This window comes from Saccharopolyspora sp. NPDC050642, from assembly GCF_040654735.1.
Taxonomy (GTDB): Bacteria; Actinomycetota; Actinomycetes; order Mycobacteriales; family Pseudonocardiaceae; genus Saccharopolyspora; species Saccharopolyspora elongata.
Window position 1 is genome coordinate 23,261 of sequence record NZ_JBFAIN010000018.1, and the last position, 18,912, is coordinate 42,172.

15 protein-coding genes are annotated in these 18,912 nt (G+C 71.3%); 13 read left to right on the top strand and 2 right to left on the bottom strand.

Annotated elements, in window-relative coordinates; translation table 11 throughout:
• The first annotated feature begins 175 nt into the window (after nucleotides 1–175).
• From AB0H93_RS25360 to mnmA, 6 genes are all read left to right on the top strand, one after another.
• On the top strand, nucleotides 176–1,396 hold the full coding sequence (locus tag AB0H93_RS25360) for a glycosyltransferase (RefSeq protein ID WP_358575640.1): 1,221 nt from the start codon (nucleotides 176–178) through the stop codon (nucleotides 1,394–1,396).
• A gap of 198 nt (nucleotides 1,397–1,594) precedes the next feature.
• Entirely contained in the window at nucleotides 1,595–2,359 is a 765-nt protein-coding gene (locus AB0H93_RS25365; RefSeq protein WP_358575641.1) for a GNAT family N-acyltransferase, read from the top strand.
• Complete coding sequence (locus AB0H93_RS25370) at nucleotides 2,356–3,201, top strand: lysophospholipid acyltransferase family protein (RefSeq protein ID WP_358575642.1); 846 nt, start codon at nucleotides 2,356–2,358, stop codon at nucleotides 3,199–3,201. The genes AB0H93_RS25365 and AB0H93_RS25370 overlap by 4 nt, the downstream gene beginning before the upstream one ends.
• Before the next feature lie 142 nt (nucleotides 3,202–3,343).
• The gene (locus AB0H93_RS25375; protein WP_358575643.1) at nucleotides 3,344–4,708 is read left to right on the top strand and encodes an MFS transporter; all 1,365 of its coding nucleotides are present in this window, start codon (nucleotides 3,344–3,346) and stop codon (nucleotides 4,706–4,708) included.
• Nucleotides 4,709–4,772: 64 nt separating this feature from the next.
• Nucleotides 4,773–6,008, top strand: coding sequence for a cysteine desulfurase family protein (locus tag AB0H93_RS25380; RefSeq protein WP_358575644.1), 1,236 nt, complete (start codon nucleotides 4,773–4,775; stop codon nucleotides 6,006–6,008).
• A 3-nt stretch (nucleotides 6,009–6,011) separates the two neighbouring features.
• Entirely contained in the window at nucleotides 6,012–7,100 is a 1,089-nt protein-coding gene (gene mnmA, locus AB0H93_RS25385; RefSeq protein WP_358575646.1) for a tRNA 2-thiouridine(34) synthase MnmA, read from the top strand.
• Between the two features lie 43 nt (nucleotides 7,101–7,143).
• Here mnmA and AB0H93_RS25390 read toward each other — a convergent pair whose 3' ends face one another.
• Together AB0H93_RS25390 and AB0H93_RS25395 are read right to left on the bottom strand one after the other, a co-directional pair.
• Nucleotides 7,144–7,896, bottom strand: a complete 753-nt coding sequence (locus tag AB0H93_RS25390; RefSeq protein ID WP_358575647.1) for an alpha/beta hydrolase — start codon at nucleotides 7,894–7,896, stop codon at nucleotides 7,144–7,146.
• 77 nt (nucleotides 7,897–7,973) lie between these two features.
• On the bottom strand, nucleotides 7,974–9,155 hold the full coding sequence (locus tag AB0H93_RS25395) for an FAD-dependent monooxygenase (RefSeq protein WP_358575648.1): 1,182 nt from the start codon (nucleotides 9,153–9,155) through the stop codon (nucleotides 7,974–7,976).
• A gap of 86 nt (nucleotides 9,156–9,241) precedes the next feature.
• Between AB0H93_RS25395 and AB0H93_RS25400 the strand changes: the two genes are divergently transcribed.
• From AB0H93_RS25400 to AB0H93_RS25430, 7 genes are all read left to right on the top strand, one after another.
• Nucleotides 9,242–9,772 (top strand): helix-turn-helix domain-containing protein, encoded by a 531-nt coding sequence (locus AB0H93_RS25400; RefSeq protein WP_358575649.1) that lies wholly within the window; start codon nucleotides 9,242–9,244, stop codon nucleotides 9,770–9,772.
• Between the two features lie 481 nt (nucleotides 9,773–10,253).
• On the top strand, nucleotides 10,254–10,376 hold the full coding sequence (locus AB0H93_RS25405) for a hypothetical protein (RefSeq protein ID WP_358575650.1): 123 nt from the start codon (nucleotides 10,254–10,256) through the stop codon (nucleotides 10,374–10,376).
• A 64-nt stretch (nucleotides 10,377–10,440) separates the two neighbouring features.
• Nucleotides 10,441–11,973 carry a fatty acyl-CoA synthetase gene (locus AB0H93_RS25410; protein WP_358575651.1) on the top strand — a complete coding sequence of 511 codons (1,533 nt, stop codon included), beginning with the start codon at nucleotides 10,441–10,443 and terminating at the stop codon, nucleotides 11,971–11,973.
• 183 nt (nucleotides 11,974–12,156) lie between these two features.
• On the top strand, nucleotides 12,157–13,188 hold the full coding sequence (locus tag AB0H93_RS25415; protein ID WP_358575653.1) for a methionine synthase: 1,032 nt from the start codon (nucleotides 12,157–12,159) through the stop codon (nucleotides 13,186–13,188).
• Between the two features lie 76 nt (nucleotides 13,189–13,264).
• Nucleotides 13,265–13,663, top strand: coding sequence for a hypothetical protein (locus AB0H93_RS25420; protein WP_358575654.1), 399 nt, complete (start codon nucleotides 13,265–13,267; stop codon nucleotides 13,661–13,663).
• An 8-nt stretch (nucleotides 13,664–13,671) separates the two neighbouring features.
• Nucleotides 13,672–17,487 (top strand): FtsK/SpoIIIE domain-containing protein, encoded by a 3,816-nt coding sequence (locus AB0H93_RS25425; protein WP_358575655.1) that lies wholly within the window; start codon nucleotides 13,672–13,674, stop codon nucleotides 17,485–17,487.
• 367 nt (nucleotides 17,488–17,854) lie between these two features.
• Entirely contained in the window at nucleotides 17,855–18,874 is a 1,020-nt protein-coding gene (locus AB0H93_RS25430) for a DUF6461 domain-containing protein (protein ID WP_358575656.1), read from the top strand.
• Nucleotides 18,875–18,912 lie beyond the last annotated feature (38 nt).

The following is an 18,912-nucleotide window of genomic DNA, read 5'->3' on the forward strand; positions in this document are numbered from 1 at the left end:
GAAGGTTCCCTTGCTCCGCATTCCAGGGTCGGCGGATGGCAGGAAGGTTCCCTTGCTCTCGCGCCTGTGACAGAAAGGTTCCCCTGCTCGCATTCGGTGGCGCTTGTGGCAGGAAGGTTCCCCTGGTTCGAAAATCGGGTGCGGGGGTTGGTGGGGAGTGGCATGCTCGGCGGGCGTGCGAATACTGTTCACCGCCGGGCCCGGTTATGGGCTTATGCTGCCGATCGTCCCGTTGATCTGGGCTGCTCGGATCGCCGGCCATGAAGTGCTGGTCGCCACCACCGCCGAAATGCCCGATGTCGTTGCGCGGGCCGGGCTTCCCGTCGTGGACGTCTTCCCGGAGCACGACGTGTGGGACGCGTTGCTGCGCGGGATCACGTCGGAGGGGGATTCGCCCGAGGTCCAGCGGGTGGCCGCTGCCACGGGGTTGTCCGAGGCCTACGAGAAGGTGTCCCAGGCGGGCAATCCGTTCGGGCTGTTCACCTTGACCATGACCGAAGGCACCATCGACGCGGGCCGTGCGTTCGGCGCGGATCTCGTCGTGCACACCACCGATCACGCGGCCGGGCGGTTGGCCGCTGCTGCGCTCGGGGTGCCGGTGCTGGAGGTCGGCAACCGGATTTCCTGGTCGTCGCGGGACCCGGAGTTCCGCAACGGGCGCAATCTCTACGACGATGACGACGTCACCCTTGCCCTGCGGGACAAGCTCGGCATTCCCGGCGGTCCGCCGCGGGTGATCGCGCGGATCGATCCGCGGGCGCCCAGCATGGGCGGGCTCGTCGCGGACGAGCCCGATCCGCTGGACGGCGTCCCGTGGTGGTCGATGCGGTTCGTGCCGTTCAACGGCGGTGCCGTGGTTCCCGACTGGGCGTTGCGGCGACCGGAGCGGCCGCGGGTCGGCGTCACCCTCGGCACCGTGGTGCCGGTCATGAGCGGCACCAGCAACCTCTCGGCCGTGATCGAGGCGCTCGGCGGCATGGACGTGGAGGTGGTGCTGGCCGCGGGCAAGGCGGATCTCGCCGATCTCGGGACGCTGCCGGCCAACGTGCGTTCCGCCGGCTTCCTGCCGCTGTCGACGTTCTTGCCGACCGCTTCGCTGATGGTGCACCACGGCGGCTCCGGCACCACGGCCGCGCCGCTGCACTATGGCGTTCCGCAGCTGGTCCTGCCCGCTTTCGCGGACAACCCGATGTCCGCGGAGCGCGTGGTGGCCCGGGGCGTGGGGCTCTCCCACGATCCGGCCACTGTGGACGTTGCCACGGTGCGGGCGATGACCGAGCGGCTGCTCACCGAGCCCGCGTTCCGCGCGGCGGCGCGCGAGGTGAGCGAGGAGATGGCCACCCAGCCCAGCCCCTCGTCGATCATCCAGCGAGTGCTCCCGCTGGTCGGCGCGTAAGCCCGTCCCGAGGAGCCGACGCTCGCGCCGGGTCCGGCTCCTCGGGGCGACGCCGTCGAATATCTGCTGTTCGGGTGGGGTTTCAGGGCTCCGTTCGGGGCAATGGTTGGGCGTCGCACCTGGGATTCACCGAAAGTTCCTGCTCCGTGTCATCGACTGGTGTGTTGGGTGTTCGCCGCGCGGCGATACACCTGCGGCATGTCCGAGACGCAGCTGCTGGCCAGCGCCGCACCGAGTGCGGCGGCCGACGCCCACTACTCGCTGCTGGTCGCCAGAGACTCCGATGAAGTGCACGCCGCGCAACGCCTGCGCTACCAGGTGTTCGCCGAGGAGATGGGGGCCACGGTCACCGGTCGCGAGTTCGGCGTCGACCGGGATTCCTTCGACGAGCACTGCGACCACCTGATCGTCCGGGACGACCGTTCCGGCGCGGTGGTCGGGACCTACCGGATGCTGCCGCCGGATCGGGCGAAGGCAGCCGGAATGCTGTATTCGGAAACCGAATTCGACCTCTCCGCGCTCGACGAGCTGCGCCCCTCGCTGGTGGAGACCGGCCGGTCGTGCGTCCACCCGGACCACCGCAACGGCGCCGTCGTCAGCCTCGTGTGGACGGGGATCGCGCGGTACATGCTGTTGCACGGCCACACGATGCTCGCCGGCTGCGCGTCGGTGGCGTTGGACGACGGAGGCGTTCAGGCCTCGCACGTCTGGAACGCGGTGTCGGCGAAGCACTACTCGCCGGAGGACCAGCGCGTGCACCCCTACCGGCCTTGGGAGCCCTTCGAGGTTACCGGTCGCGCGCCGCTGCCGCCGCTGCTCAAGGGTTACCTGCGGCTGGGCGCTCAGGTGTGCGGCCGTCCGGCGCACGATCCGGACTTCGGGGTCGCCGACTACTTCGTGCTCCTGGACCTCAAGCGCGCCGACCAGCGCTACCTGCGGTTCTTCCTGGGCGAATCGGCATGAGCCAGTGGATGCCCACCTCGCCGTGCGGGCCGGGTTGCCTTCCACCGCGGGACGAGCAGGCCGAGGTCGGGCTGCCCCGGGTGGTGCTGCGGCTGGGCGGGACCGCCGGGTTGCTGCTGGTCGGGTGCCTTCTCGTGCTGGCGCTCTCGGTGTTGCGGGCGGCGTGGCGCGATCGGGCGCTGGCGTTGTGGTTCCGGATGTTGTTGCGCACCTTGGGGATCGGTCTCGTGTTCGGGGAGCGGATCCCGCCGGGCGGTGCGCTGGTCGTCAGCAACCACGTCTCCTGGCTGGACATCGTCGCGCTCCAGGCCCTTCGCCCGATGCGGATGCTGGCCAAGGTCGAGGTCCGGTCGTGGCCGTTCCTGGGGCCGCTCGCCGGCCGGGTAGGCACCGTGTACATCGATCGCGACCGGCTCTCGGCGTTGCCCGGCGCGGTTCGGACCATCGCCGACGAGTTGCGCGCCGGGGCCGTGATCGGGGCCTTCCCGGAAGGGACGACCTGGTGCGGGCGGGCTTCCGGGCGGTTCCGGCCCGCCGTCTTCCAGGCCGCCATCGACGCGGGCGTGCGGATGCAGCCGGTTGCGCTGCGGTTCCGGACCGCCGCCGGGGAACCGACCACCGCGGCGGCGTTCCTGGGCGATGCCACGCTGGTCGATTCGGTCCTCGCGGTGGCGAGGATGCGGGACCTGGTCGTGGAGCTGGTGGTGCTGCCCGAGCTGGTCGGCACCGACCGCCGCGAGCTGGCCAGGCAGGCGCAGGACGCGATCGCCGCGGCCACCGGTTCCGCCTCGGGCCACCAGGCGCCGGTGGAGCACCTCGCCGCCCAGCGCATCGCCGCCTGACCACCCCGTGCGTGCTTTCGGCTGCCATGACACCCGAAAGCACGCACGGGTCTTGATCCGCTTACGCAGAACGAGTGTGGAAATCGCCGCTTTGGCGGCAAAGGCTGGACCTCGACCGGGGTGCAGGTTGCAGGCTAGCAGGGTGGCCACTGTCGAGAAGCCCCAGAGCGCCCTGTGGAATCCCCAACGACGGACCTTCACCGCCGGACTGATCCTGGTCATCACCCTGGTCGCCTTCGAAGCCATGGGGCTGGGCACCGCGTTGCCCACGATCGTCGCCGAGCTCGATGCGCAGCACTGGTATTCCTGGCCGTTCACGGTCTTCCTGGCCGCCGCCGCCATCGGCACGGTGATCGGCGGGAGGCAGTCGGACCGGCGCGGGCCCGCGCTTCCGCTGCTGCTCGCCCTGCCGACGTTCGCGGTCGGGCTGGTCGTCGCCGCCGCTGCGCCGAACATCCTGGTCCTGCTGGTCGCGCGGGTGCTGCAGGGCCTCGGCGGCGGGGTGCTGATCGTCGCGCTCTACGTGATGATCGGCAGGGTCTTCCCCGAGGAGGACCGGCCCGCGGCGTTCGGCGCGCTGTCGTCGGCGTGGGTGGTGCCCGCGCTGGTGGGGCCGTTGGTCGCGGGATTCCTCACCGAGCACGCGAGCTGGCGCTGGGTGTTCCTCGGCCTCGCTCCGCTGGTGTGCATCGGCACGCTCTTGCTGGTCCCGACGGTGCGGCGCTTCGGTGCCCGCTCGGGCGAACCGTCGCCGCAGCGGCGCGGGCTGGCGCTTGCGGCGGTGGGCGCCGCGGCCGGTGTGGTGGCGTTGAACTTCGCCGCGCAGAACCCCTCGCTGCCGTCGTTGTTCGTTGGCCTGGCCGGGATCTTGGTGGTAGCGCCGTCGATCCGCCTGCTGCTGCCCAAGGGCACGCTCCTCGCGCGGCCCGGACTTCCGGTGATGGTGCTGTCGCGCGGGTTCCTCGCCGGGTTGTTCTTCACCGCACAGGCGTTCGTGCCGCTGGCGCTGTCCGTGGTGCACCACTATTCGCCGACCACCGCGGGAATGCCGCTGACCGTCGGATCGCTCGGCTGGACCGTCGGTGCCCTGTGGCAGAGCAGGCAGCGCAACCTGCGCCGGGAGTACGTGGTCGCGGCCGGATTCCTGCTGGTCGGCTTCGGGATCGCCGGGCTCGCGCTGACCTTGCCCGCGTGGGGACCGCACTGGCTGCTGTTCGCCTTCTGGTTCGTCGCCGGCGGCGGGATGGGCATCGCGGTGGCCAGCACAGCGGTGCGGGTGCTCGCGCTGTCGCCGGAGGGCGAGCGCGGGTTCAACTCGGCGGCGCTGCAGATCTCCGACATGCTGGGGCAGGCCTCGCTGGTGGGCCTCGGCGGTGTCGTGGTCGGTGCGCTGGCCACCGCGACCGCGCCGACCTGGGGCGTCGTGCCGCTGGATCTGGTGCTGGTGGTGGGCGCCGTGCTGGGGGCCCTGCTGCTCATCCGTTCGGCCCGCGGCCAAACGTCCTGACCTGCGCCTTCCGCCGGACCGCGAGGTGGGCTCAGGTTCGCCCTGCATTACCCTGGACAGCGCGATGACTTACCTCGACCACGCAGCCACGACACCGATGCGGCCTGGGGCGGTCGCAGCGATGAGCGAGGCGTTGACCAGGATCGGCAACGCCTCGTCCCTGCACACCTCGGGTCGCCGGGCGCGCCGTGCGGTGGAGGAGTCGCGCGAGGACATCGCCGATGCGCTGGGCGCGCGGCCGTCGGAGGTGCTGTTCACCGCGGGCGGCACCGAGAGCGACAACCTGGCGGTCAAGGGGATCTTCTGGGCGCGGCGGGCTGCGGATCCGGCCCGGCGGCGCGTGCTGGCCTCGACCGTCGAGCACCACGCGGTGCTGGACGCCGTCGAATGGCTGGCCGAGCACGAGGGCGCCGAGGTGACCTGGCTGGCGGCCGACTCGCACGGCCGGGTGCGCCCGGAGGTGTTCGAGGCGGCCCTCGCTGAGAACCCGGACGACGTGGCCGTGGCCACCGTCATGTGGGCCAACAACGAGGTCGGCACCGTCAACGAGATCTCGGAGCTGGCCGCGATCGCCGACCGCTACGGGGTGCCGCTGCACACCGATGCCGTGCAGGCCGTCGAGACGCTGCCGGTGGACTTCGCGGTCTCCGGCGTGGCGGCGCTGACCATGACCGGGCACAAGGTCGGCGGACCGTACGGGGTCGGCGTGCTGCTGCTGTCGCGGGACGTCAAGTGCACCCCGGTGCTGCACGGCGGCGGCCAGGAGCGCGAGGTGCGGTCCGGCACCCTGGACACGCCCGGCGTGCTGGGCTTGGCGTCGGCCGTGCGCGAGGCGGTCGACGCTCGCGAATCGCATGCGCCGCAGCTGATCAAGCTGCGCGACGAGCTGGTCGCCGGAGTGCGCGCCGTGGTGCCGGACGTGGTGCTCAACGGCGATCCGGGGCACGACGTCGTGGGCGGCGGGCCGTCGCGGCTGCCCGGCAACGCGCACTTCACGTTCCCCGGCTGCGAAGGCGACAGCCTGCTGATGTTGCTGGACGCCAAGGGGATCGAGTGCTCCACCGGCTCCGCCTGCACCGCGGGGGTCTCGGAGCCCAGCCACGTGCTGCTGGCGATGGGGGCGGATCCGAAGGCCGCGCGCGGGTCGCTGCGCTTCTCGCTGGGGCACACCTCGACCGCGGCCGATGTACAGGCACTCACCGAGGCCATCGGGCCGGTGGTGCAACGAGCGCGTAGCGCCGGTCTGGCCGGGTTGCGCCGATCTTCGGCGGGGCCGACGAGCACCGCCACGGAGGTGTGAGGCGTGCGAGTACTGGCAGCCATGAGCGGCGGGGTGGATTCCGCCGTCGCAGCCGCCCGGGCGGTCGCCGCGGGCCACGACGTGGTCGGCGTGCACCTGGCGCTGTCGGCGAAGCCCGGCACGCTGCGCACCGGCGCCCGCGGGTGCTGCACCATCGAGGACTCCCGGGACGCGCGCCGCGCCGCGGACCTGCTGGGCATCCCGTTCTACGTGTGGGACTTCGCGGAGCGGTTCACCGAGGAGGTCATCGAGACCTTCGTCGGCGAGTACGCCGCGGGCCGCACCCCGAACCCGTGCCTGACCTGCAACGAGAAGATCAAGTTCGAGGCGTTGCTGGACAAGGCGATGGCGCTGGGCTTCGACGCGGTCTGCACCGGCCACTACGCCCGGCTGTCCATCGTGGACGGCGTGCCGGAGCTGCGGCGCAGCAGGGACGACGGCAAGGACCAGTCCTACGTGCTGGCCTCGCTGACCGCCGAGCAGCTGCGGCACTCGATGTTCCCGCTCGGCGACTCGCTGAAGTCCGAGGTGCGGGTCGAGGCCGCCGAGCAGGACCTGGCGGTGGCCAAGAAGCCGGACAGCCACGACATCTGCTTCATCCCGGACGGCGACACCAAGAAGTTCCTTGAGAACAAGCTCGGCCAGGCGCCGGGCAAGCTGGTCGACGCCGACACCGGCGCGGTGCTCGGCGAGCACACCGGGGTGCACGGGTTCACGGTGGGCCAGCGCAAGGGCCTCGGCATCGACGCGCCGGCGGCGGACGGCAGGCCGCGCTACGTGCTCTCCCTGGAGCCGGTGTCGGGAACCGTCAAGGTGGGTTCGGCGGACCGGTTGTCGGTCACCGAGATCGACGCGAAGCGGCCGATCTGGCCGTCCGAGCAGCCGCTGGACGGGCCCACGGAATGCGTGATCCAGGTGCGCGCGCACGGCGGCACGGCGGAGGCGGTCGCCGAGGCAGACGAGGACGGCATCCGCGTCCAGCTCCGCCAGCCGCTGCGCGGCGTGGCGCCGGGGCAGGCGATCGTCCTGTACCGCCCGGACGCGGCGGGCGACCTCGTCCTCGGCAGCGCCATCATCTCCGCCACCCGCTGACGTGCTCGTGAGTGAATAGCCCGGTAAGAGCCGGAACGTTCGCTCACGAGGTGGCGAGTGCGGCGATCTGGTCCGGCTGTTCGTCGATGCTCAAGTGTCCGGCGGACTGGATCACGCCGAGCTCCAGTCCGAGTGAGCGCTGGACCGCAGGCGCCAGTGCGCGGGGCGGGAAGTACCTGTCGTGCTCTCCGGAAACGACTGCTCGGCTCACTTGGCGATCCGCCACCGCGGCGTGACCGGGATCCAAACTCGACCGGACGTGGCGGGCGATCAGCGTCATCCAGTCGACCAGTTCCCGGCGCGGGCGGTTCTCCGGCGCGTGCATGGTTTCGAGCAGGCGCGTGCTGGCCGCCGGGCTGCGGCGGAGGAGCCACGACGTGGCTGGAACGAGGACGCCGGGCCCGGTTCGCGCCCGCACCAGACCTCCGGGGGACACGAGAACCTGCCGGACGACCAGGGGCGAGTCACTGGACAGCGCGATCGCCGCGCCCAGGGAGTGGCCGACGAGCACGGCCGGGCCTTCGGCGGTCTGGGCGATCAAGTCGGTCAGCCATCGTCCGTACCAGGCCAGGCGCCGTCCTGCGGGGACCCGCATCGGGCTGCTGAGGCCGGGCTGGCCGGGAACGTCCGGCAGCACCACCCGGGACTGCGCGGCCAGCGCGGTGGCCAGCGGCAGGCAGCTGGCCGCGTTGAAGTTCGTCCCGGGCACGAACACCACGGTTCGTGGACCTCCGCCGGCCACGACCGCGTGGGTGGCGACACCGCCGGCGATGATCATCAGGCGTTGGTGCGGCACCGGCCATGCGTCGAGCCGTTCGGTGCACCACCGCGCAATGGCGTCTCGCCCCCGGGCGCTTCGGTAGATGTCGCTGTTCACGGGGCCGGTGCGTAGTCGCGGAGGTTGATCGCGTTGGCCGCGTTCTGGATTCCCTTGGACATGCCGTTCAGCTGCGGGAAGTGGCTCATCAGGCGGAACATCTGGTTGCGCAGCCACAGGCCGGTGGCCGTCTTCGGGATCAGCGCCTTCGCGCCTTCCGTCGCCACGTTCTGGTTCTGCGTCACGAAGTTGCGCATTTCCGCTTCGTAGCGGCGGAATGCGGTCCGGTGGTCGCCGTCGGCGGCGAGCAGTTCGCCGGCCAGCACGTAGGCGCCGACCAGCGCGAGGCTGGAGCCCTGACCGGACAGCGGCGACGGGCAGTAGCCCGCGTCGCCGAGCAGCACCACCCGGCCTCGTGCCCAGTCGTCCAGGTGGATCTGGGAGATCGAGTCGAAGTAGAAGTCCGGTGCCCGGCGGGCCTCTTCGAGCAGCCTGGGCACCTCCCAGCCGCCGGTGAAGGCCTTGTCCAGCAAGGCGATCTGGGTCTGCGGGTCGCGGGGGTCGAAGCGCAGTTCCGGCGACTTGAAGCCGAGGATCGCCTTCGCGCCGGCGTCGGTGCGCGCCCGGTACAGCCCGGCCAGCCTGCCCGGCGTGTTGTAGACCTCGGTCCAGCGGTCCAGGCCCAGGAAGTTATCGACGCTGAAGATCGAGATGTGGTAGCCGAGATAGCGGCGGAAGCCGGCTTCCGGGCCGAACGCCAGCTGCCGGACGGTGGAGTGCATCCCGTCGGCGCCGACCACGAGGTCGAATTCGCGCGGCGAGTGGTGCTCGAACGTCACGCGGACCGCGTCGGCGTGCTGCTCGATGGCGGTGATGGAGTCGCCCAGCAGGTACTCGGTGTCGTCGGTGCGCTCGTAGAGGATCCGGCTGAGCGTGCCGCGCATGAGCTCGATGTCGCCGTCGTCGCCCATCAGCTCGTCCATGCGCACCTCGACCAGCGGCCGGCGCGCGCTGTCGACGACGGTCATGCCGCGGTTCTCGGTGCGGGCCGCCTGCAGGTCCGCGAGGACGCCCATCCGCTCGGCGACCTCGACCGCTGCTCCGCGGACGTCGATGGCGTAGCCGCCGTGGCGGATCGCGGGTGCGCGCTCCACCACGGTCGGGTTGAAACCGTACCTGCGCAGCCAGAACGCGAGTGCCGGCCCGGCGATGCCTGCGCCGGAGATCAGGATGTCCATGTGGCCCAAGCTAGCGCGCCTACTTACCGTGCGGCAAGTAAATTACCGGTCGGCAGGTAGTAGGATCCTCCGGGAGGAGGACGCCGATGCCGAGGACACGGGTCGACACCCGCACCGAGATCCGCGCGGTCGCCGCGGAGCTGTTCGCCCGCCAGGGGTTCGAGAAGACCAGCCTGCGGGAGGTCGCCGAGCGGCTCGGCATCACCAAAGCCGCGCTGTACTACCACTTCCCGTCCAAGGCGGACCTGGTGCGCGGCATCGTCCAGCCGTTCGTCGACGAGGTCGAGGACCTGCTGGCCGACCGCGAAGCGGCCGCCGACGTCGACGCGCGGCAGTTCCTCGCCGACTACTTCGACGTGGTCCTGCGGTACCGGCAGGTGTTCGAGATGGTCCTGCGGGATGTTTCGGCGCTGGCGCAGCTCGACCTGATGCGGCAGATGCTCGCCTGGCGCGAACGGACCTACGCCCTGCTGGTCGGTCCCGGCGCGTCGCCGGCCCGGATCGCCCGGGCGACCGTCGCGATCGGTGGCCTGCAGGACTGCGCGACCACCGACGGGCCGGTGGAGGAATTCCGCGACGCCGCGCTGGAAGCGGCCGTCGCGGCGCTGGGCTCGTGATCTTGTCGGCCGCTGTCGCGCTGCGACAGGATGTGCGCATGACTGCACGGCACGTGACGGAGCTGGGTGGCGGTTTTCGTGCACGGCTCCGGCACCTGTGCCGTGCACGAGACATTCGGGTTCGGCGCCCAGCTCCCGCTGACCGATGAGTTCCGCCTGGTGCTGACGGATCGGCAGGGTTGCGGGCACAGCCGCGCGAAATCCGGAGTCGGTCCGCTCCCTGACGCTCATCGAGCCGGCCTGCGCGCAATCGGGACGCCCTCGAGTCGGTGACGCCCGATCTGTCCGATGAGGACGGCTCAACTTCGAATCCGTGGGCTTCGAGGCGCCGCCGGAGCTCGTGCGGACGACGCGCAGCGCGCTGCACGAGATGCCGTCCTGGGGCGCGGAATCCCGGTCGAGGCGCTCGCCGCGGAGACCTGGCCCGCACTGGTCGTCAACGGCGGGCGCAGGCATACCGCGAGCACGGCGGGAACCGATCATGGAGTGCGCGCGCGTGACGGCGGAGCGCATCGCCTCCCAGGTGCCGGGCGCGTCGCACTGGCCGCACAGCCAGCGGCCCGACGTCGTCAACGACGCGCTGCGCGAGTTGTGGCGTCGTTGACGGTCTAGTGCGGGACCGGTTTCGCGGTTAGTGTCTGGCATCACGCCGCGAACGGGGAGGTCCTGTGCTCGATCTTCGTGCCAGCACGGTCGCAGACGTCTTGCGGCGCAGCGCCGCGCGAGTCCCGGATCGCGAGGCGCTGCGCTTCGTCGACGGTGCGGGGCAGGAGCGCTCCTGGACCTACGCCGAGCTCGACGCCGCCGTCACCCGCGCCGCCGCCGCGCTGCTGGCCGCCGGGGCGCGACAAGGCGACCGGATCGCGGCCTACGGCAAGAACTCCGACGCCTACCTGATCGGATTCCTCGCCTGCGCCCGCGCCGGCCTGGTGCACGTGCCGATCAACTACAACCTGACCTCCGGCGAACTCGCCTACCTGCTGCAGCAGTCCGGCAGCAGCACCGCACTGGTGGACCCGGCCCTCGCGGACCGGCTCGGCGAAGTCCGCCCGCAGACGTCGGTCGAGCGCGTGATCCCGTTGCGGGACAGCCCGGATTCGCTGCTGGCGCGGTGCGTCGACGGCCCGGTGCCGGAGCTGGAAGTCGCCGTCGCCGATGACGCGCTGGTCCAGCTGCTCTACACCTCGGGCACGACCTCGCAGCCCAAGGGCGCGATGATGACGCATCGCGCGCTGCTGCACGAGTACGTGTCCTGCGTGGTGGCGCTGGACTTCCGCGAGGACGACCGGCCGCTGCACGTGATGCCGCTGTACCACTCGGCGCAGATGCACGTGTTCCTGTTGCCGCAGCTGATGATCGGGTCCACCAACCGGCTGGTGGAGGCGCCCGATCCGGGCGACGCGCTGCGGCGGATCGAGGACGAGGGGATCAGCTCGTTCTTCGCCGCGCCAACGGTTTGGGTGGCGCTGGCCAACCACGCCGAGTTCGCCACCCGCGACCTGACGACCCTGCGCAAGGCCTACTACGGTGCCTCGATCATGCCCGGGCCGGTGCTGCAGCGGTTGCGGGAACGGCTGCCGGAGCTCGGTTTCTACAACTGCTTCGGGCAATCCGAGATCGCTCCACTCGCGACGGTGCTGCGGCCCGAGGAACACGACGAGCGGCCGGATTCCGCCGGCCGGCCGGTGCTCTTCGTGGAAGCGAAGGTCGTCGACGAGCAGGGCGACGAGGTCGCGCCGGGGGAGCTGGGCGAGATCGTCTACCGGTCGCCGCAGCTGTGCACCGGGTACTGGAACAAGCCCGAGGAGACCGCCGAGGCGTTCCGCGGCGGCTGGTTCCACTCCGGCGACCTCGTGCGGCGCGACTCGGCGGGCTATTGCTTCGTCGTCGACCGGATCAAGGACGTGATCAACACCGGCGGAGTGCTGGTCGCCTCCCGCGAGGTGGAGGACGCGCTGTACACCCACCCGGCGGTGGCCGAGGTGGCGGTGATCGCGGTGCCCGACCCGAAGTGGATCGAGCGCATCGCGGCCGTGGTGGTCGCCAAGGCCGATGTGTCGGAGGCGGAGCTGCTGGAGCACGCGCGCGGCGGCCTGGCCGGTTTCAAGGTGCCGAAGGAGATCCGCTTCGTCGACGACCTGCCGCGCAACAGCTCGGGCAAGCTCCTCAAGCGCGTCCTCCGCGACAAGTTCACCGGCTGACCAGGGCCAGGAGCAGCGTTTCTGCAGGTTAGAGGTCGCGCGTTTTTTTGTGTCGCCATAGCAGCAGAAAACACGCACGGCGGGCGACTGCGCCGGAAGGTGCTCGTGGGCCTGGGCGTGCGCAGTGGCACTGGGCGCGGTGGCCGGTCGGGCGGGTGCCGGGGGTCCGTCGATAATGGCGGGGTGAGTGACGCAGCTTGGGGCCCCGGGATCGCCACCGCCATCGGCTCGATGCCCGGGTCCGATCCGGTCGAGGTGGCGCGCACGGTCGTCGGTGAGCTGCCGGGCCTGATGCCCTTCCCGGAGTTGCCGGGACGCGGGGTCGGTGCCGACATCCTCGGCCGCACCGCCGGCCTGCTGGTCGACCTCGCCGTCGAAGTGGTGCCCTCCGGCTACCGGGTCGCCTCCCGGCCCGGCCGGGACCAGCGCCGCGCCGTCGACCTGCTGCGCTGGGACCTGGACGCCGTCGAGCAGGCGGCGTCCGAAGCGGGCGCGCCGCGCGCGGTGAAGGTGCAGGCGGCGGGCCCGTGGACGCTGTCGGCCGGGATCGAGCTGCACCGCGGGCACCGGGTGCTGACCGACCAGGGCGCGCTGCGCGACTTCGCCGAGTCGCTGACCGAAGGCCTGATCCGGCATGCCGAGCAGGTCGCCGCCCGCACCGGCTCCCGGGTCGTCGTGCAGCTCGACGAGCCCACCCTGCCCGCGGTGCTGGCCGGGGCGCTGCCCACGCCCTCCGGCTACGGCAAGGTGCCCGCCGTCCCGGAACCGGACGCGCAGCGCCTGCTGACCGAGGTGATCGAGAAGCTCGCGGCCGCAACGGACTCGCCCGTGGTCGTGCACTGCTGCTCCGCCCGCCCGCCGGTGGCGCTGCTGCGCCGTGCCGGGGCCGGGGCGATCTCGCTGGACGCGACGAAGCTCGGCGACGTGTCCGGTTCCTTCGCCGACGAGCTCGGCGAGGCGTGGCAGGAGGGCACGACCCTGTTCCTCGGCTTGGTCCCGAGCACGGAACCGGCGGGCGAAGCCCGGTTGCGCCAGATCGCCCAGCCGGCCTTCGGCCTGGCCTCCCGCCTCGGCTTCGGCCGCCGGGCGCTGGCCGAGCGCAGCGTCCCGACGCCGACCTGCGGCCTCGCGGGCGCGACACCTGCGTGGTCCCGCCGCGCTATCAGCCTCACCCGGGACCTCGCGAAGCTCTTCGCCGACGAAGCCGAGCAGTAGCGAACCGCCCTCCGCAGCGTGATCGATCGGCTACCGTGAGGAAGATCGAGATGCCGAGCTGCGGAAGGTTGGCGAAATGGCCCGCTGGTTGGTCGGTTTCGACCTTTCCGACGACACCCCGGAGCGCCTGGAGAGCCTGACGCAACGACTGCTCGCCGAGCTGCGCGAGCTGGGCGCGGTCCGGGTGGACCGGGTGCGCGGTCAGGGTCCGGATGGCGCGAAATCCGGGGCGGCGCTGGCAATCGGGCAACTCGTGCTGAGCGGCATCTTCTCCGCGGCCACTGCTGCGGCGTGCGCGAAGGTGCTGGTCGCCCGCTTCGACCAGGCCAAGGCCCGCCGGGTGAGCATCGAAAGGAACGGCGAGAAGGTCGAATTCGACGGCCTGACCGCGAAGGACCAGCACCTGCTGGTGGAAGCGATCACGGCGAAACTCCTCGACGAGGACCCCGACGGCGGCGCCTCGGACCAGCGGTAGGCGGCGTGGTGGGCCGCCGGACCGCGCTGCTGATCGCGACCTCGATGTACGGCGACCCGGGGCTGCGCCAGCTGCGCGCGCCTGCGGGGGAAGCCGAGGAGCTGCAACAGGTCCTGCTGTCGCAGGGTGGCTTCGACCAGGTCGAGGTGCTGCGCAACGAGTCCAAGCGCCAGATCGAGCGCGGCATCGAGGAGGCGTTCCAGGAAGCCGGGCCGGACGACCTGGTGCTGCTCTACCTGTCCTGCCACGGGATCAAGAACGACCGTGGCCAGCTGCTGTTTGCCGCCTGCAACACCGAGCTGGACCGGATCGAGTCCTCCGCGGTCGGTTCGGTGTTCGTCCAGCACCAGCTGAGCGCATCCCAGGCCGGGACGAAGGTGGTGCTGCTGGACTGCTGCTACAGCGGCGCCTTCTCGCACGGCTTGGTGCCCAAGTCGGCCGAGGGGATCGACCTGCGCCAGCTGGTCGGCCGGGGCACCTACATCATGACCGCGACCAGCGCGGTCGAGTACGCATACGAGGGCAACGAACTCACCTCCAGCGACCCGGTGCCTTCGTCTCTGTTCACCCGCGCGGTGCTGAAGGGCATCCGCACCGGCGCCGCCGACATCGACGGCGACGGCCTGATCACCGGTGATGAGCTCTACAACTACGTGTTCCGCGAGCTCGACGGGCAGCGGCAGACCCCGTCCCGCGAGACCCGGATGGCCGGCGACTTCTTCATCGCCCGGACCGCCTCGGCGCAGATCCGGCGGCCCAAACCGGCGCCGACCGGGCCGGTCGCGCTCGGACCGTTGCGGGCGGAGCTGCCCGGGACCAATCTTCCGGCGGGCAGCACGCTGAACGTGCCGGTGGGCACGGGGGCGAATCGGAAACCGTTCCTGCTGAGCCTGGCCGGACCCGAGAACCACCTGGCGGTCATCGGCCCCGCCCAGTCCGGCAAGAGCCAGTTCCTGCGCACGCTGGTGCTCGCCTTGGCGCTGGATTCCGATCCGGCCGAAGTGCGGTTCTACCTCGTCGACTCCGAGAGCCGGTTCGGTGCCTTCGCGCGACTACCGCACGTCGGTGCTGTGCTCGGGCCAGACCAGCACAGCGAGGTCGAACAGCTGGTGTACGCCGCGGAGCGGAAGATCACCGCCCGGCGAGCGATGTTCCGCGACGCCGCGATCGAAACCTTGGAGGCGTTCCGGGCTGCGCGGCGCAACCGCGAACTCCCGCGCGACGCCGACCACCAGGACGTCTTCCTGGTCATCGACCGCTGGGAGGCATTCGCCGACGAGAACCCCGGGCTGGTGGCCCGGGTCGAGCGGATCGCCGACCAGGGGACGAGCTTCGGAGTGCACCTGGTCGTGGCGGCGCGGTTCTGGTCGAAGATCCCGGACGCGATTCGCCAACATCTGCGCGGCCACGTCGAATTCACCCCGGGATCCCCGGAAGCCTCCTCGCACGCCGGGCCGTTCCGGGCGGCGCTCCCCGCTCCGGGAGGTGCCGAACCCCATGCGCAGCATCGTGGAATCCTCGCGCTCGTGTCGGAAATCGCCGACCGCGAGGAGCCGGCCGATCCGTTGCTGCACCCGCTCCAGGTCCCCCGCACCGACTCCGATCCCGCGAGCGCTTGGCGGCGCCGAACCGCACCCGACTGGCTGCGCCTCCCGATCGGCCGCGACGTGTTCGGGCGAACCGTGCACCTGGACCTGAATCCGGACGGCGGATCGCACGGGCTGATCATCGGGCAGCACGGGGCAGGAGCCCGGGAAACGTTGCGGTCGCTCGTGTTCCTGCTGGCGTCGACCCATTCGCCGGACGACGTCAACCTGGTCCTGCTCGCCGGCTCGCCCGCGGGGCCCTTTCACGATCTGGCCGGTCTCCCGCACGTCGCTATGTACGCGGAAGGTCCGCTGGTCGCGAGCTCCGGCATGGTCCCGGAGCTGAGGGCGGTTCGCCGCGAGATCGCCCGCCGCCGGGGCGCCGAAACCCGGCCGGAGCTCTTCGTTTTCATCCACAACTTCGCGGAAACCGCGTCTTACCAACCCGGAGCGGCCGGGCAGCTGCTGGAGATCATGACCTCGGGCGCGGAGGTGGGCGTTCACGTCATCCTGCTGGCGCGGGACGACGTAGCGGGCCGGTTCCCGGAGATCGACGAGCTCTGCCGCTTCCGGATCGACCACGGCACCGATCCCGAGGCGGGTGCCGGATCGCTGAAACAGGCCGGGGCTTGGCCGATCCGGTTCCGCGCCTGGGAACCACCGGGAGAAGGCTGGCACGAGCAGACCGCCCGGATCAGCAGCGCGGTGCCGGAGCGGGCAGCGGAACTGCGGAGCCCGCTGGCAGATCCGATCGCGCTGGCCGACGTGCTCGGCCGAGTGGTTCCCGCCGAGCGCGGGCTTTCCGCGGAGAGCCACGAGCGGTGCGCGGAAGTCCCCATCGGACTGGTCGAGGTCGTCGAGACCGGCGATGCCGAGCCGCTGACCGTGCCGTTCGGCGGCAACATCGCGATCCGGGGCGATCCGTTCACCGGCAAGTCCGCGGTGACGCGCACCATCGTCCTCGCCACGGCACTGACCCACACGCCGGAGGAGGTCGGCTTCCACTTCATCTGCCTGGGCGACGGGCACGCCTGCGGTGACGCGCTGTCCGAACTGCCGCACGTCGGCTCGGTCGCGAAGGCCCGGGACGAGGAACTCGCGGCGGCGATCGTGGCCCACCTCCAAGAGCTGGTGGAAACGCGGCGGGCGGACCCGCCGGGCACGTTCCTGCCGGTCTACCTCGTGGTCGAGCAGTGGAGCTTCCTGGCCGACCTGTTGCCGGGACTGGTCGTCGGCGTCCGGAAGCTGATCCGCGACGGCGCCGACCGCGGCGTGCACGTGATCGTCTCCGCCGATCGCTGGCTGGAGGAGGACCGGGACTGGCTTGCGCGATGCCCGACCCACCTGGAACTCGGCGGCACGCAGGAAGCCGCTGGGACCGTCGGAGGACGGGAGTTCCGCGCCGCCGAACCGAGGATGCACCCCGACCTGGAACCCGCGGTCAAGAGCACCCGTGCACTGGCGCGGCGCATCGCGGACGAATGGCGGGGCTCGCCCGCGCTCGGGGTCAGCCTCCCGCCCGCGGCGGTCGCTCACCGGGAGATCGAGAACTTGGCGAGCCCGCACCTCGTCCTCGGCCGAGTGACCGGCGTCGAGCGGTGGGCCGAGCTCGACCTGGCGGAGCATCCGCACCTGTTGTGCTTGGGGGAGCGGGGCTCCGGCAAGACGAATCTGGTCCGGTTGGCGATCGCCGAGATCAAGCGGCTGTACGCGGCGGACGAGTGCGACATCATCGTGCTGGATCCGAAGCGCGGCCTGCTCGGTGAGGCGGACGGTCCGCAGTTCGGTTACGCCGCGGTGCGCGGGGAGTTCGAGCGCATCCTCGCGGAGATGGCGTTCCGGATCGAGCAACGCCTGTCCCGGCCCCGCAGCGGAGCCGAGCGGCCGCGCGAGGTCTTCCTGATCATCGAGGACTGCGAGCTGATCTCGGCGGATCCGCGATCGGGCCGTCCGGATCCGCTGCAGCGCTACGCGGACCACCTGGTGCGGGGCGGGGAGGTCGGGGTGCACCTGATCGTCAGCCGGAACTCCGTCAACATCGGCGACGCGCTGACCACCCGATTCCTCGGCAAACTGCGTGCGGCCGACTGCGCGACGGTGGTGCTCGGCGGCGATCCGCGGGACGGCGAGCTGCTGCCGGGCGTGGCGTCCATGCCGCGGCCGCCGGGGCGGGGACGGTTCGTCAGGGGCATGAGGAACGACATGATCCAGGTGGCCGAGATGCCGCCGTCCGCATAGTCCTCAGTGAACTCCGGGCGCCGTGGCGGTTTCCTGCTGGACGTGTTTTTCGGAGCTTGCGCACGGGATTCGGTCTCCGATCTCGTCTGCGTGCCGGCGCGCGTGGTCCTTGTCGCGGCCGATGAGCTTCAGGGCCCCAAGGCTGAGTGGTTGCAAGTTGCAAGCGCTTGAAGGCTGGCAGGGAGTGCTCGTGGACTGCTACGGGTTCGGGGCGGGAGGAACGACGTGATCCAGGTGGCCGAGATGCCGCCATCCGCATAGTCCTCAGTGGACTTCGGGTGGTCCGTGGTCGCCGTGGCGATTTCCTGCCTGGACGTGTTTTTCGGAATCCGCAGTGCGGAAGTCCTTGCGCTGGTAGGAAGAACGCGTGGGCAGTCATTGCGTCAGCGAGCTCGAGCAGGCCGGGTGGATTCGGCGGAGCACCATCCAGGAGGCCGCTTGCCTGACCTTCGTTCGGGCCGCCGGTATCGACCAGGTGGCCGAGGACTTCGGTGCGGTCGCCGGGCTCGGCCGGGTGCTGGACATCGATGACTTCTGCGAGGAGGCCTTCGCCCACCAGGAGAAACACCCCATGATCGCGCTCCGGCGGATCGGCGACTGGGTGCTGGTGGTCGAGGACAACGGCCGACAGGGGCAGCGGCCCGAGGTGCTGCGGAAGGTCGCGCGGCAGGCCGCCGTGTCGGTGTTCTGGGACGCGAGCACCCTCACGCGCTTCTCCCACGCGGTTCGCGGCGACGTCCGGACGTCGTTCGAGGCAGTGCTTCCGGAGTACCGGGAGGGCAGCCGACCGGACGAACTGGAGGCCGCCCGCGCCGACCTGCCCTGGTCCCAGGCCGACCCGGTGGCGCTGATGCTGGCGTTGTCGGGGCGGCTGACCGGGCTGTCGCCGAGCCCGGCCTGGCTCGCCGGCGACTTCCAGACCTTCCCGGTCGCGCCGTGGCCCGACGACCTGGTGACCGTGCCCGATCCGCTGGACAAGATCACCGGCTTCCCGCCCGAGTTGATCGCGGCGCTGGGCACCGCCACCCAGTCCGACCTGCGGCGGGCCGTCGCCGCGGTGGCGCGGCACGCCGTCGGCGCCGCCGACTGCGCGGACCACCCCGTCGTGCAGGAGGCCCTGTCCTCGCTGAGCGGCGGGCCGGCGATCGACCGCGGCGTGCTCTGCGCGGTGGTCCGGGAATGGGCCTGGCAGAGCACCTGGGACCGCCCGAACAGCAAGATCCGCAACCAGCTGCGCGCCGCGGACGCGCTGCGCCGGGCGACCCACGAAGATCCGCTGAACGCGCTCGTCGGCACGCTGGCCGAGGCCCGGCAGGTGCGCGGCGTCGACGTCGGCGACCTCGTCGGCCTCGTCGCCGTCGAGCTGGGTGACCGCCCGGCTCGGTGAGTCCGCGGGATCGGGCCCGGAGACCGCGCCCCGCCCGG

Excerpts from the sequence above, each read along its gene's own strand:
- AB0H93_RS25365 (WP_358575641.1), top strand. The coding sequence starts at position 1,595 with ATGTCCGAGACGCAGCTGCTGGCCAGCGCCGCACCGAGTGCGGCGGCC.
- AB0H93_RS25370 (WP_358575642.1), top strand. The coding sequence starts at position 2,356 with ATGAGCCAGTGGATGCCCACCTCGCCGTGCGGGCCGGGTTGCCTTCCA.
- AB0H93_RS25380 (WP_358575644.1), top strand. The coding sequence starts at position 4,773 with ATGACTTACCTCGACCACGCAGCCACGACACCGATGCGGCCTGGGGCG.
- AB0H93_RS25395 (WP_358575648.1), bottom strand. The coding sequence starts at position 9,155 with ATGGACATCCTGATCTCCGGCGCAGGCATCGCCGGGCCGGCACTCGCG.
- AB0H93_RS25400 (WP_358575649.1), top strand. The coding sequence starts at position 9,242 with ATGCCGAGGACACGGGTCGACACCCGCACCGAGATCCGCGCGGTCGCC.
- AB0H93_RS25405 (WP_358575650.1), top strand. The coding sequence starts at position 10,254 with ATGGAGTGCGCGCGCGTGACGGCGGAGCGCATCGCCTCCCAGGTGCCG.
- AB0H93_RS25420 (WP_358575654.1), top strand. The coding sequence starts at position 13,265 with ATGGCCCGCTGGTTGGTCGGTTTCGACCTTTCCGACGACACCCCGGAG.